The organism is Funiculus sociatus GB2-C1 (genome assembly GCF_039962115.1).
Classification (GTDB): domain Bacteria; phylum Cyanobacteriota; class Cyanobacteriia; order Cyanobacteriales; family FACHB-T130; genus Funiculus; species Funiculus sociatus.
In genome coordinates this window covers 1-14,009 of the sequence record NZ_JAMPKJ010000105.1, presented here as the reverse complement: position 1 = coordinate 14,009, position 14,009 = coordinate 1, and the positions used below count along the sequence as shown (strand labels likewise).

The window sequence follows — 14,009 nt, the reverse complement described above, 5'->3', positions numbered from 1 at the left end:
CCTGACTTAGCCAAAGCCATAGAGGAAGCATTTAATAAGCTCTCCTTGAAGGACATCCAAAATTGGTTTACACACTGCTGTTACTGTACCTCAGCAGACTAGGAAACGCTATAATATCATTAACACAACAGGAGGCAGCTATGGCTCCTACAACCGCAGCCGCTATTGCCGATTATTTCATTCATGTAGCTAATGAGACTGGCTCATTTATCAGTAACCTCAAGCTACAGAAGCTGGTGTATTATGCCCAAGCTTGGCATTTGGCTGTCTATAATGCTCCTCTATTTGATGAAGACTTTGAAGCTTGGGTGCATGGGCCTGTTATTCCTACTTTGTATCAGGAGTACAAGCAGTTTGGATGGAAGCCTATTGACAAGCAAGTAGAGCAACCAAACTTCTCCAAAGAAGTGCAAGGATTGTTGGACGAAGTAGCAGATGAGTATTTCGGATGTGATGCTTTTGAGCTAGAGCTGATGACTCATCAGGAAGACCCGTGGATTATGGCAAGGAACGGTTTACCTAAAGATGAAACTTCTAATGCTATAATTCCGAAGCCATTAATGGGAGAATATTACAGGCAGGGTCTTGGGGAAGAAAATCAACAAGAAGAATGTCCAGCATGACAACCCAAGGGTAAAGAAAAATGAGCCGAAACAACCCTTGGGTATCTCTTTTTCTTTCAAGTTTTTGATAGATAAGAATGAAAAGTTCTCGATTAAAAATAAGGACGCAAGATATTTAGAAGCCTTGCTAAACAGACTGCGTGACTTATCAACGATGAGAGTCAATGAAATGAGGGATAACCAGAGTCTTCGATGCCATCCTATAGATTGGGATGACACTACTGAGACTTGTTTTGGCTTTCCTGGTGAAGAGCAGCTCGTAGACCTACCATACCAGTTCCAAATATCATCGAATGAACATGGTAGAGTACATGGATTTTTTATTGAAAATATTTTTTACATTGTTTGGCTTGACCCTGACCATAATCTTTATAGCTGAAGTACACGATCCCTTAAAAGCTGCATTGACGAAGCGATCGCTTCGTCAACTCAAGCCCTAAAAAACCAGGTTTCCTCTAATATAAATGTACTAATCCAAAACCTCAAAGTAGGGACTGTGCCATGTCAACCGAGGTAAAAAAAGAGACAATCTCCCAGGTTGAATATAAGTGGGATTGCGAAAATCCGCCGATGCCTTTGTGCAGAACGCTTGGCGGCACTTACGCGCACTGGGGATAGATCCAGAAAGCTAGAGTTGCGCTATCCTCAAGCCATCAGTTGTCGCACCATCACCGCAAGCGTTACCAAACCTAAGACACTCATCAATCCCGCAGGCATAAACTTGCGAGTTTTCGCCAAGCGGATGGCGAAGACAATTACGAGAACAGCGGTAACAACGGTTGCTAAAATCAGCCCCCACGCTTGTCCCTGTAATTGCATCACTCCGCCGAGAATCAGTAATATACCGCTGACAATACCAGAAATTAACGAAACTTTACTTTGCGCTTGAGAGTAGCCAATAATGCCGCCAATAATTGCTAAGATGCCATATGCGATCGCGCTGATAATTCCCAGATTCATTGGTTGAAACCTATTTTTAGGGTCGGCAGACAATTTACCATAGCTCTCGGTAGATCACTCTGGTAATTGATGGATACTCAAGCGATCGCTTCAATTAAATTCCTGCAACGCCAAGCGGCGTCCCTGTTACTCTATAAATCCGTTCTTGCGGGTGAAGTCGGTTCGGCTTTCCTGAATCTCCTGCAAGCCTTATGCGATGGCGACACCGATGGACTGGTTTGCCTGCAAGCTTACGGTAGGTGGTTTCAAGCTTTAGCCGCCAAAAATCAAAGCTGGGAAAACTACCTGATTACGCAAATCCTCAGAACCGATAATCCCTTTACCAGGCAAGTCCAGCAGGCATCTTTACTATCTCCAGCTCTGGTAGCTGCTGCCCAGCATGATTTACAAGCCTTGCAGAGCCTCTACAATTGCAGTAGCGACCAGTTGAGTAGGTGGGTGCAAGCTGCCGCTAAGCTGCCTGCTGCTCCCGTTGCCTGGAACCAGCAGCAGGATGGGATAGTAGGGGCAATTCATGAGTTGCCCATCCGGGATAAATTCCAAATTTTAGAAAATTGGGCAGAGGCGCTGGAATATCTGGCAGCGCATTACCATGACTACGGCACGGGACTATTTGCTGAGTATCGCGCTTTTCGCTGGCAATCGGGGCAACTGGTGGGAATTAGCCATCCCGATCCTGTAAAGCTTACGGAATTAGTCGGCTACGAGTCTCAGCGAGACGCTTTGCTGAAGAATACAAAATTTTTGCTTGCTGGTTATCCAGCTTTGCACGTTTTGCTGTATGGCAGTCGTGGTAGTGGCAAATCTTCTTTGGTAAAGGGGTTGTTAAATGAGTCTGGTACTGGAAATTTGCGCCTTGTGGAAGTGGCGAAATCTGACTTGAGAGATTTATCAGAAATTGTGGAGCAGCTGCGGGGTGTTCCTCAGAAATTCGTTATTTTTGTTGACGATCTCTCCTTTGAGGAAGATGACGACGCTTTCAAAGCGCTTAAAGTTGTGTTGGAGGGTAATTTAACTGCGCGATCGCAAAATGTGGCGGTGTATGCGACTTCCAATCGCCGCCACTTGATTCGAGAATTTTTTGGCGATCGCCCGCTCACGCGAGACAATGAAGAAATCCATGCTTGGGATACGGTGCAGGAAAAGCTTTCGTTTAGCGATCGCTTTGGTCTTACTTTAACCTTTGAACCAGCGGATCAGAACACCTATTTAAACATTATCCGACATCTTGCAGCCCAAGCGGAAATTACCCTCAGCCAGGAAGATTTGGAATATCGCGCCCTCCAATGGGCAACTCGTCACAACGGGCGTTCTGGGCGCACAGCACGACAATTTATTGACTTTCTCAAAGCCGATTTAACCGTAAACACATAATAATGTAAAAAGTTGGGAACTGCTGACTGGAGCCAACAAGCAATATGCGATCGACAAAGCTAAGTAATCGAATTTTACTCTCGTCAGTTGCCTTCAGTGTAAGTTTTTTTATCGGACTTGTTGCTAACCGAGACTTCGGAAAAGCGCTGCTTACAGGGGTAATTACTGTACCTGCTACTTATGCGGGAACTTTAGTTGTAGAAAATAAACAAAGGAAGCAAAAGAATTTTCTCCTAAACGAAATTCAAGCTATAGATGGAGAAAGACAAGATTTAGAGGAGCATCTTTATTATTTGCAGTCTAGTCTCAATCAACTAAATCTCCAAGTTACCGAAAGACATAACCAGAGGGATGTGCTGAATCGGGAGATAGCCAATTTAGGAGCCTACAGGCACCAGTTAGAAGATCAAGGTTTTATTCTCCAAACTCAAGTTCAAGTTCTGGAAACGCAAAAAACTGAACTTAATCAATTGCTGCTGGCTATAATATCAGAAAAACAAAAAACAGAATTAAGTTTGAGTTCTCTACGCTCCGACCTCAGCAAAATGCAAGCTCAATTCACAGAAAATCAAAAGGAAAAGAGCGTCTTAGAGCAGGAGATAACCAACTTAAAAAAGCAAAAACGTCCCTTACAATCAGAAGCCGAAAACCTGCAAACTCAAATTCAGGCTTTTGAGATGCAGAAAGCTGAGCTAAATCAATCTTTGCTATCTTTACAATTAGAGCTTAGGCAATTACAGTTTCAAATTTACGAAATAAAACAGCCAAAGGAAAAGTCGCGTCAGAAAACGCCTTTTCGAGAAACAAAAACTAAACTAGAGGAAATACCTTCAGAATGGGCTGAGTTAAAAGCAAGGCTTAGTGATGATGATATTCAAATACTCAAAGCAATTTTAGAGCAAAATAATCCAGGTGGAACAATAAAAAAGATTGCTGAAGAAAACATCACAATGCCCCAACTCTTAATTGATGCTATAAACGAGCTTGCTATGGATACAATTGGCGATCTGATTATAGAGCCTGGATCGGTGTCGGTTCCGCCAGCAATCGCACAGGAATATTTAACAAAAGTTAAAAATATAATTTTGTAGGCAATGCCCTCCAATGGTGTTATTGTGGGCAATGCCCACTCTACAGAGGATGGTAAATAATTACTTATCAACTCATGTTAAATCCATGACAAAACTTAAAATTACCAAAAGAATATCTAATGCCTTAATCAGTTCAGTTGGTGCAGGAGTTGTGCCTAGAATTGGTCTGGAATATATTGCTGTAGGTAGAGAAAAAGAAGTTAAAGCTGTTTTACAGGATCTGGATAATATTGGCGAAGGTAGTGCAGCATTTCGCTTCATAGTAGGACGTTACGGTTCAGGTAAAAGCTTTATGCTGCAACTGATTCGTAACTACGCTATGGAGAAAGGTTTTGTGGTAGCTGATGCTGACTTATCTCCGGAACGCAGACTAACAGGAACTGACGGGAAAGGTGTAGCAACTTATCGGGAATTAATGCAGAATTTTTCTACGAAAATTCGTCCTGAAGGTGGTGCTTTAACACCAATTTTAGAAGGCTGGATTAATGGGATTCAAAACCAAGTCGCGCAAGATAACGGTATGCGTCCCAATGACAGCGGTTTTGACGATTTAGTAGAAACGAGAATTAGGGAAGTAGTTAAGGACGTAGAAGGCTTAGTTCATGGGTTTGATTTTGCCAATGTTATCATCGCTTATTGGCGCGGCTATCGCTTGGATGATGATGATAAAAAAGAAGCTGCATTGCGGTGGTTGCGGGGAGAATTTGGTACTAAAACTGAGGCAAAATCAGCGCTGGGTGTGCGCGTCATTATTGATGATGAAACATGGTATGATTACCTAAAATTATTTGCTAAGTTTATTTCTGACATCGGTTACAAAGGACTTTTAATTTTGCTGGATGAAGCTGTACATTTATACAAGATTACTCATACAGCTTCCCGTCAGAAAAATTACGACAAGCTGCTAGCGATGTTCAACGACACGATGCAGGGGAGAGCAGAAAACCTGGGGATTTATCTGGGTGGTACGCCAGAATTTGTTGAAGATAAACGCCGGGGGTTGTATAGTGATGAAGCCTTGCGATCGCGTTTAAGCAGTCGTATTAAAAACGGTCATAAAGATATCTCAGCACCAGTCATCCAGCTAGAAACATTAACTCCCCAAAATATCTCTGAACTTTTACATAGATTGGTTGATGTTCATGCTGCCCATTACAACTATAATAAAACTCTTAAACCCAGCGAATTGCAAGAATTTATGCAAGAGGTTGTCAATCGTTTAGGTGCTGAAAAATTTCTGACCCCCCGCGAAGTTGTCCGCGATTTCATCAGTATCTTAAACATAATGCAACAAAATCCAGACATTTCTTTTAATGAACTGATTCGCGGGGAAAATTTTAAACCCACTCCTCCAAGCAAAAATTCAGATGTGGATGGCGATAACGAATTTGCAGAATTTACTTTATGAGTTAAGAGGAATGAACCGCGTTGGCGGAGCCTGACGTTAGCGCTTAGACGCATTAGTGTAGCCATACGCTCTCTTCGCTATAGGACGCGAAGTGAAGAGAAACAAGAGAGCAGAAACTAAAAGTCAAATATAGCTTATGAGTAAACAGCCTTTTGAGAGATTAGCGCCATTTATTCAAGAATATATCTACACTCACGATTGGACGGAATTAAGGCACGTTCAAATAGAAGCTAGTCGGGTAATTTTTGACACAGATGTTCACCTATTGCTTGCTGCGGGAACAGCTTCGGGAAAAACAGAAGCTGCTTTTCTGCCAGTTCTTACCTTACTACATCAGAATCCATCCACAACTATCGGCGCACTCTACATCAGTCCTATTAAAGCGCTAATTAACGACCAATTTGAGCGTCTAAATGACATATTAAAAGAAGCCGATATCCCTGTCTGGCACTGGCACGGCGATGTCTCCTCAAGTCGCAAGGAACTGCTAATAAGAGATCCTAAAGGCGTTTTGCAAATTACTCCAGAATCTTTAGAAAGCTTGTTAATTAATAAAAATAAAGAACTGGTTCGTCTATTCGGAGATTTGCGCTTTATCATCATTGATGAAATCCATGCCTTTATGGGTTCCGAACGCGGTTGCCAAATTCTTTGCCAGTTAGCACGCCTATCAAAATTTGTAAAAAAACCGCCGCGTCGGATTGGTTTGTCTGCGACCCTTGGCGATTATTCCATAGCTGAAGATTGGCTTCGTTCAGGAACCGAAACTCCAGTTGTTACTCCTGATATCGATGGTGGACAACGGAAAGTTAACTTAGCTTTGGAACATTTTTATATTTCCGATAATGCTGATGAATCATTTATTAATCCTTACTATAAGCATATTTTTGATAACACCAAATCCCGAAAGTGTTTAATTTTTGCTAATAATCGCTCTGATACAGAATCGGTTATCGCTAACCTACGACAAATTGCCGAATCTGAAGGATTACCAGATATTTATCACGTCCATCATGGCAGTATTTCTGCCTCTTTAAGGGAAGCTGCTGAGGACGCGATGCGTGATAAAAAAGCTCCATCTGTTACTGCTGCAACAGTCACCCTTGAATTAGGGATTGATATAGGTCAATTACAGCGGGTAATTCAGTTGGAAGCACCTCTTTCTGTGTCTAGCTTCTTGCAGAGGTTGGGACGTTCGGGAAGGCGAGGTAGTGCAGCAGATATGCGGTTTGTTTGTGCGGAAGATGAGCCGTCAGGTGAGGAATCACTTCCGAAACAAATTCCCTGGCAACTGTTGCAATCTATAGCTATTATTCAACTTTACTTGGAAGAACGTTGGATTGAGCCAATCAAGCCTGTTAAATACCCATTAAGCCTTCTTTATCACCAAACAATGAGCATTTTGATGGCAATGGGTGAACTCTCACCCGCTGCTCTTGCTCAGCAAGTTTTATCCTTACCACCCTTTGCTGCTATATCCAAAGATGATTTCCGGCAGTTACTGCATCACTTGATTGAAATTGAGCATATTCAGCAGACTGGGCAGGGGGAATTAATTATTGGTATGGCAGGGGAGAAAATTGTCAAAAATTTTCATTTTTATGCTGTATTCTCAGACACTATTGAGTATGTCGTCAGGGACGACTCTATGGCAATTGGCAGTATTGTTATGGCTCCCCCTGTTGGTAATTTGTTTGCCTTGGCAGGCAGAACTTGGGAAGTTATAGATGTTTGTTTAAAATCAAGAAATGTTTTTGTAAAACAAGTTAAGGGCCCGTCTAGTATTTCTTGGTATGGTGGCAGTAGCAATATTCATACAAAAGTTCTGCAACGGATGCGACAGGTTCTTTTTGAAGATACTCAGTATATTTATTTAAAAAATAATGCTAAAAAACGTTTGAATACAGTTCGAGAACTAGCTGGAAGTGCTGGATTGCAAAAAAATAATATAGTTTCAATAGAAGGTAATACTTGCTGCATTTTCCCTTGGATGGGTACTGTCACCTACCGCACTTTGGAAAGGTTTTTGAATTTCTTTTGCCGAGAGTCGCTGGATATTAAACGCATAGGAGGTAAGGCTCCTTATTATCTAACAGTTAAGTTAGGTAAAAGCCAATCTCAAGAGCTTCGGGATGAAATCCTTTCTTTTGGCAATCAAAGGATTTTATCCCATGATTTAGTTGCTACTGAAGAACCTTTAAAATTGCAAAAATATGATGAATTCATTCCTCAAAATTTGCTTTCTAAGGCATTTGCTATGGACTGTCTAGATGTTGAGGAATTAGAAAATATTATTAGTACATGGTAATAAAATCGATAAATGGCGTTTAATTACACTCGCACAATTCGTTTTCAAGATACTGATGCCGCTGGTGTTGTTTACTTTGCTAATGTTTTAGCAATGTGCCACGAAGCTTATGAGCAGTCTTTGGCGGCATCTGGTATTAATCTTAAGGTCTTTTTTAGTAATTCGTCTGTTGCTATTCCTATTGTTCATGCTAGTGTAGATTTTTTTCGTCCGATGTTTTGCGGGGACGAGATATTTATTAAGTTAAGGTGTAAGTATTTGAGTAGCGATAAATTTGAAATTGATTATCAGTTTATTGCCGCTGATAAGATAGTCGCTAAGGCAATTACTAGGCACGTTTGTATTGATGCGGTTAGTAGAAGTAGAAAAGAGTTTTCTGCGGAGATTGTGAGATGGCTGCGTGAGTGGGGGGAGGAGGAAGGAGCCGCTGAGGCGCAGAAGACCTAGAGGGATGGGATTTAGTTTGGTGTGTTTGTTGTAGCTATTTTTTGTAGTTGTTCAAGGTTTATTTTGCCTTGAGAATTGCGTGGTAAGGTTTCTACTGGAATCCACTGTTTGGGACGTTTGAATTTACTAAGTTTATTCTCGATTGCGGTTTGCAAGGTGTTACTAGAAATTTCGGGATTACTGGGGATGTAAATTGCTGTTACGATTTCTCCCCAATGGGAATCTGGTAAGCCAATAATGCAAATATCGGCAACTAAGCCTGTGGCTTGAATTGCGGCTTCTATCTCAGAGGGAAACACATTTTCGCCACCTGTGATGATTTTATTGCTGTTACGTCCGATGATGTTTATGTCACCTTGTTTATCAATGAAGCCTATGTCATCTACTTGGAATTGGTGGCTATTTGGGAATGTTTCTGGATAGTAACCAAGTGCTAAGGAATTAGTCTGGATGTAAATAATTCCTGTTTCGTTGATGTCTAATATTTCGTTATTAGGACTACAAATTGTTACTTTAGCATGAGGTAAAATTTGACCAGAGCTGTTGTTACCTTTGAGGAATTCTTCTGGTTTGAGGGTGGCAATTTGTGAGGCGGTTTCTGTCATGCCATAGGTAGGTGCTAGTCGGATGTTTTGGTGTCTTGCCTGTTCCAGAAGTTCCCCCCAAGCGGGTGCGCCTCCCAATAGGACTGTCTGAAAATGGGATAACCAGGCGGCTAATTCTGGATTCTGTAGGAGACGTTGTAGCTGGGTTGGTACTAAAGATATAAAAAATTCGGATGGTTCAATGTTACATCTTTCTCCGGCTTCTAATGCTTTAAATGGTTGAATTATCAATTTTCCTCCTGAGGTGAAGGAGCGCATAAATTGCATTAATCCGCTGACATGATACAGGGGTAGCACGCAGAAAGAATTGACTTGAGTTAATTGAAAATATTTTATAAAACCTTGTACGGATGCCATTAATGTTTCCCAGGTGTGAATTGCAAATTTAATCTTGCCTGATGAACCACCTGTGGGAATCATGATGGAATTAGGAATTGGGGATTGGGGGTAGGGAATTGGGGAATATCTTTGTTGTCTGTTGGTTGCTATATCTTGTCCTAAAATTATGTCTGGTTGGACTAAATCTATAACTTGTTGCCATTCCTGTTTTACCCAATTGGGATTACAGAGAAAAACTGGAGAACCTGCGGCTACGGCGGCGATGAAGCTGGCGATAAATTTTATCGGTTCTGGTTCTGATAGTAATATTTTTGGCTGATTTTCTTGGATTAATTGAAGAAATAACTGTTCGGCGAGGCTGGTAAATTGGTGGCTGTCTTCACCAATTAGCCAATCATCGCCAGTACGTTTTTTGAGATATTCTAAAGGCGTTTCCATAAGTCTTCAAAGGTGGTTTCTTCATCTTCGTTAAACCAGTGGTTGATGCCAAAACCAACTGCACGATTTGGAGAGGATAATTCAGCTGCTAGTTTGAGTGCGGCTTGTCTCCCAATGGCGGTTTCAAATACTGAGGAAAAAACTGCGTCGATTTGATGTTGTTGGCAAAATTGTCGCAAACAACTGGGGGAACCAACTATGGAGGGTTTAATTACAAATATGCCTCGCCAACCATTGCGGTAAGAAGCTTGTATTTGGTTGAGTGTGGCAATTGATTCATCTAAGGCTATGGGGGTAAAATAGCGATCGCGTAATTCCGTCATAGCAGTTTCTTCGCCAACTCTTAGCGGTTGTTCCAGAAATTCGATAATCTCAACACAAGCGCATTCTTTCAACCATTCGTTTGCTTCATTCCAGCTAAGTCCGCCATTGGCATCTAATCGCAATTTTGCCTCTTGCGGTAATGCTTGAATTAGCTGGTGAAAAATATTTAGTTCTTCTTCAATTGAGGCGACACCGATTTTCCATTTGAAGGTGCGATATCCTTGGTTCCAGAGTGTCTGCCATTGATGTAAGGCAGCTTCTCCAGCTGGTAATAAGCCACTATAGAACCTCTCCCCCAACCCCTCTCCTTGTAGGAAAGGGGTTTTCAATTCCCCCCCTTCCCTTGAAGGGAAGGAGGGTTGGGGGGTTAGTCCCTTATCTAAAAAATGTGTATCTTCCCAAGCGGACTCGAAGCCAAATTGACAGGCGGGAAGTTCAGCAGGGAGGTTGAAAATCGCCTCGGCGGTAATTTTCTCTCCCACTTGGCGACAGAAATCTAAGGCTTGTTCTAGAGTGTCGGAACCAAACCAGGGCAAAGGGGCAACTTCACCCCAACCGACTTGCCCATTTTCATCGGTGAGGCGAATAATGATGCCTTCGCGGATGTTCCAAGTGCCATGATTGGTGGAAAGCGATCGCGCAAATTGCCGCTGATAAGGACGAAACTCGAATCGATATTGCATCAGCTAAAATGGCAGTACAAACCCTAATCCCAACAGTAACCCACTCCAAAAATGCAGGGTTACTGCGATAAATTTGCAGTTGCTAACTTTCTCTGGCTGATCGTGATTCTGCTGGACGTGAGTGCATAATTTCCAGGCAAGGGGCAAAGTCGCTAACACTAGCAACGTCCAAACGGGGAAAATCTGCGAGACTACAAATATGCCTGTCAGCGCATAAATGCTACCGCAAAACCAAGGTAATAGCTGCGATCCTGTTTTCGTTCCAAGTCGGACGATAGGCGATCGCTTTCCGGCTGCCAAATCGTCAACTGCCTGGTGGAAATGGGAGCAAAACAAAATTAAACTTGTGGCAATCCCTACAATGATAGATGCGGCGAGGCTGGTCATTGACCAAGCACCTGCTTGACTATAATAAACCGCCGAGACTACCAGAGGGCCAAAGCAAATAAAGCAGATAATTTCCCCCAAACCCTGGTAGCCTAAGCGAAAGGGAGGCCCTTGATAGCTGTATGCCAATGCACAACTCAGGAGTATCAACCCGATTACTGTGAGGTCTTGTTGCCATAATGCGATCGCTAGGATTCCTAGTATACCCAACCCTAAAAACAGATTTGAAATCCAAAAAATCAAGGATTTGTTACCTGTCAAATTTACCAATGAGTGGGCTTTGTTTATATCAATACCCGTCTCCGAATCAAACACATCATTACTGCAATTAATCCAGGCAATAAGTGAAATTGCTGATATTAAAAACGTAGAAAATATTCCTACATGAAACATTTGAGTTTTAGCAAAAGCAACAGCTGTCCCCACCCAAACTGGAATAATGGCAACGCTGTACATGGGTGGCTTAATTGCCGCCATCCACAACTTACTATTTGGCTGTTCTATGAAACTTGTAGTCATCAGTAGTAGCTTGATTAAATTACTAGCAGTTTACTCATCCCGGCTTTAAGGAAGTTGCGGCGCGGTACGGTGAAAGTATATTTCTCACTCTCTCCAGAAAGCGCCTTTTTCGCAGTACCCTAAAAGAAGCATCCCAGTCTCCGGTAGGAGAAATTTTGGTTACAATACCCTAAGGCAGGCGCTAATCCGAGGAGTCAAAGGCTTGCGGTAGCAGGCTTCCCCAGGCCGGAACTGACATACATCTAGCTATAGCACGATTGAGAAATTGTTAATCAGATTTGAAAACAAACTTCAGAATTTTTTTTTTACCCTGATTTGCATGACATTAACACCACTCCGTTCTAACCTCTTTCAAGACTCTAAGGAACTATACCAATTTTTGTTAAAATTTAAGCAGACCTCTCTGCCAAAGAAACAAACAAAAATCCTGAGTATTTCTCAAGAAATTCCAGATGTCGATCCGCTAGCTGTACTTCAGGCAATAGGCTTACCAGAGCAACTACACTTTTACTTTGAAAAGCCAGGACAAGGGGAAGCGATCGCTGCCATTGACAGCGTAACATCGCTGAAATTAGAAAGTCCAGATAGATTTTACCAATCCCAACAGTTTATTCAATCTTGTCTTGCTAATACCACCAGCATCGGCGCTATCAATCTTCCTTTTTATGGGCCTCATTTTTTCTGTAGCTTCACTTTCTTTAATAACAATTTAGAGCCTGATTCACCTTTTCCATCTGCAACCATATTTTTACCCCGTTGGCAAATCGCTTTTAGAAAAAACATTTCAGTAGTAGTTGCGAATATTGCCATAAATTCAGAAATAAATCTTCAAGATTTATCGGAAAGCTTATGGCGTACCTTTCATTCAATAAAAATGGCAGGTGTAGAAAGGCTTAATAGTGCTAATTTACTAAATATAGCAATTGATGCTAGAAACAAATTTATCAAACAAAATGTAACAGATGTCACTCACTTTAAATCATCTGTTATAAAGGCATTATCATCAATCGAATCCAAGAAAATTGATAAAATTGTTTTAGCTCACGCCTTTGATGTTATTTCCCCTATTCCTTTCCAGCTAATTCCTTCCCTTAACCATTTACGAATACGCCATCCTGACTGCTATATCTTTTCCACCAGTAACGGCAATGGACAAAATTTTATTGGTGCCAGCCCGGAACGGTTAATTAGTATTCATAATCATAAATTAGTAACTGATGCTTTGGCTGGTTCAGCAGCACGAGGTAAAACCACAGATGAAGATGCCGAATTAGCGAATCGGTTACTAACAAGTGAAAAAGAAAGACGAGAGCATCGGGTTGTGATTGATTTCATTACCCAACGTTTATCCCAGCTTGGCTTACACCCTGAAATATTATCGCAACCAAAGCTGTTACAACTGCTAAATATCCAGCATTTATGGACACCAATCCAGGCACAATTACCAGCAGACGTTAATCCTTTAGAAATTGTCGCCCAACTGCATCCTACCCCAGCAGTTGCTGGTGCGCCCACAGAGATTGCCCAAGAAGAAATTCGCCACTATGAAACTTTCAACAGATCATTATATGCCGCGCCCCTCGGTTGGATAAATAGCAGAGGTGACAGCGAATTTATTGTCGGAATTCGTTCAGCATTAATAGATGATTGTCGCGCCAGACTATACGCAGGTGCGGGTATTGTTGCTGGTTCCGAGCCTGAAAAAGAATTAGCAGAAATTCAACTCAAACTCCAGGCACTTCTAAAAGCTTTAGTTTAATCAAGTTAGTCTCCCATAAGGATGCTTTATAGCAATTCAAGAGTTGGGTGTGATATATCTAGGGGCATGGCAATCAAAAAGGCCCTACCAAATGTTAGAACCCTGAAGGGGCGACGAAATAGGCTAAAAAGCTTTGTATGTAAGGCGGGTAACATTTTGTGATAAAAAAAGATAGGTCTAGTTTTGTCAATAAGACCTACCTAATGATAATGATACCCACATTTTACCAAAACCGTTTAAAAAGTCAATTGAGTTTAGCAGAATACCTGCTCCTAAAAATTTTGCTAAATCTCTTACAGTCAATAAAAGAAGTTACTTTAGAAAAGTTAGCAAATGCTCTACCTTTGGCGATTAAATTTGAGAGTAGAAGAAAAAGAATCCAAAGATTTTTATCCTTACCAAATCTGACTATTGAGAAAATTTGGTTCCCCATCGTTAAGGAATGGCTCTGAGGGGGCGACATGAAAGCTAAAACGTTGATACAATCAGCTTCATAGCCCTCATCCCTCGTAAATAATGCTCTAATTTATTGCGATTTAATCTTATTAAATCTTCAACGATACCCCAAGAATTATCTAAAAAACTTACCCAAGTTTGGCTATATAGGTAGTCCTGCATAGTAATGATAACGCCAGTTTTTCATTCTATAGATAAACTGGCGTTATATTCATGAATAAAATACCAAATAGCTCCTATATGATTGGAGAGTTTTTTAGAGAACGAAAGAGTTTTTCTTACCAAACG

The 14,009-nt window shown here is 41.5% G+C and carries 11 protein-coding genes and 2 pseudogenes; 8 read left to right on the top strand and 5 right to left on the bottom strand.

The window, feature by feature from the left end; all coding sequences use genetic code 11:
- The first annotated feature begins 140 nt into the window (after positions 1 to 140).
- Positions 141 to 623 carry a Panacea domain-containing protein gene (locus NDI42_RS27450; protein ID WP_190460661.1) on the top strand — a complete coding sequence of 161 codons (483 nt, stop codon included), beginning with the start codon at positions 141 to 143 and terminating at the stop codon, positions 621 to 623.
- A 645-nt stretch (positions 624 to 1,268) separates the two neighbouring features.
- Here NDI42_RS27450 and NDI42_RS27445 read toward each other — a convergent pair.
- Positions 1,269 to 1,583, bottom strand: a complete 315-nt coding sequence (locus tag NDI42_RS27445) for a TMEM14 family protein (RefSeq protein WP_190460659.1) — start codon at positions 1,581 to 1,583, stop codon at positions 1,269 to 1,271.
- A 69-nt stretch (positions 1,584 to 1,652) separates the two neighbouring features.
- Between NDI42_RS27445 and NDI42_RS27440 the strand changes: the two genes are divergently transcribed.
- From NDI42_RS27440 to NDI42_RS27420, 5 genes are all read left to right on the top strand, one after another.
- Positions 1,653 to 2,957, top strand: a complete 1,305-nt coding sequence (locus NDI42_RS27440) for an ATP-binding protein (RefSeq protein WP_190460657.1) — start codon at positions 1,653 to 1,655, stop codon at positions 2,955 to 2,957.
- 44 nt (positions 2,958 to 3,001) lie between these two features.
- A complete protein-coding gene (locus tag NDI42_RS27435; RefSeq protein WP_190460655.1) occupies positions 3,002 to 4,048 on the top strand; it encodes a tellurite resistance TerB C-terminal domain-containing protein in 1,047 nt (348 codons plus the stop codon).
- Positions 4,049 to 4,133: 85 nt separating this feature from the next.
- Positions 4,134 to 5,456, top strand: coding sequence for an ATP-binding protein (locus NDI42_RS27430; protein WP_190460653.1), 1,323 nt, complete (start codon positions 4,134 to 4,136; stop codon positions 5,454 to 5,456).
- A gap of 136 nt (positions 5,457 to 5,592) precedes the next feature.
- Entirely contained in the window at positions 5,593 to 7,764 is a 2,172-nt protein-coding gene (locus tag NDI42_RS27425) for a DEAD/DEAH box helicase (RefSeq protein ID WP_190460651.1), read from the top strand.
- A gap of 12 nt (positions 7,765 to 7,776) precedes the next feature.
- Complete coding sequence (locus NDI42_RS27420; RefSeq protein WP_190460649.1) at positions 7,777 to 8,211, top strand: acyl-CoA thioesterase; 435 nt, start codon at positions 7,777 to 7,779, stop codon at positions 8,209 to 8,211.
- A gap of 11 nt (positions 8,212 to 8,222) precedes the next feature.
- Here the strand turns inward: NDI42_RS27420 and NDI42_RS27415 are convergent, their stop codons facing one another.
- From NDI42_RS27415 to menA, 3 genes are read right to left on the bottom strand one after another with little or no spacing between them, the layout of a single operon-like run.
- Positions 8,223 to 9,593, bottom strand: coding sequence for a 2-succinylbenzoate--CoA ligase (locus NDI42_RS27415; RefSeq protein WP_190460647.1), 1,371 nt, complete (start codon positions 9,591 to 9,593; stop codon positions 8,223 to 8,225).
- Positions 9,578 to 10,600 carry an o-succinylbenzoate synthase gene (locus NDI42_RS27410; protein WP_190460644.1) on the bottom strand — a complete coding sequence of 341 codons (1,023 nt, stop codon included), beginning with the start codon at positions 10,598 to 10,600 and terminating at the stop codon, positions 9,578 to 9,580. The genes NDI42_RS27415 and NDI42_RS27410 overlap by 16 nt, the downstream gene beginning before the upstream one ends.
- 3 nt (positions 10,601 to 10,603) lie before the next feature.
- Positions 10,604 to 11,506 (bottom strand): 2-carboxy-1,4-naphthoquinone phytyltransferase, encoded by a 903-nt coding sequence (gene menA / locus NDI42_RS27405; protein ID WP_190460642.1) that lies wholly within the window; start codon positions 11,504 to 11,506, stop codon positions 10,604 to 10,606.
- A gap of 319 nt (positions 11,507 to 11,825) precedes the next feature.
- On the opposite strand from menA, the gene NDI42_RS27400 reads away from it, so the two are divergent.
- Together NDI42_RS27400 and NDI42_RS27395 are read left to right on the top strand one after the other, a co-directional pair.
- Entirely contained in the window at positions 11,826 to 13,265 is a 1,440-nt protein-coding gene (locus NDI42_RS27400) for an isochorismate synthase (protein ID WP_190460640.1), read from the top strand.
- A 209-nt stretch (positions 13,266 to 13,474) separates the two neighbouring features.
- Positions 13,475 to 13,714, top strand: a pseudogene (locus NDI42_RS27395) (IS4 family transposase); the annotation flags it as partial.
- 190 nt (positions 13,715 to 13,904) lie between these two features.
- Here NDI42_RS27395 and NDI42_RS27390 read toward each other — a convergent pair.
- Positions 13,905 to 14,009, bottom strand: a pseudogene (locus NDI42_RS27390) (IS1 family transposase); the annotation flags it as partial.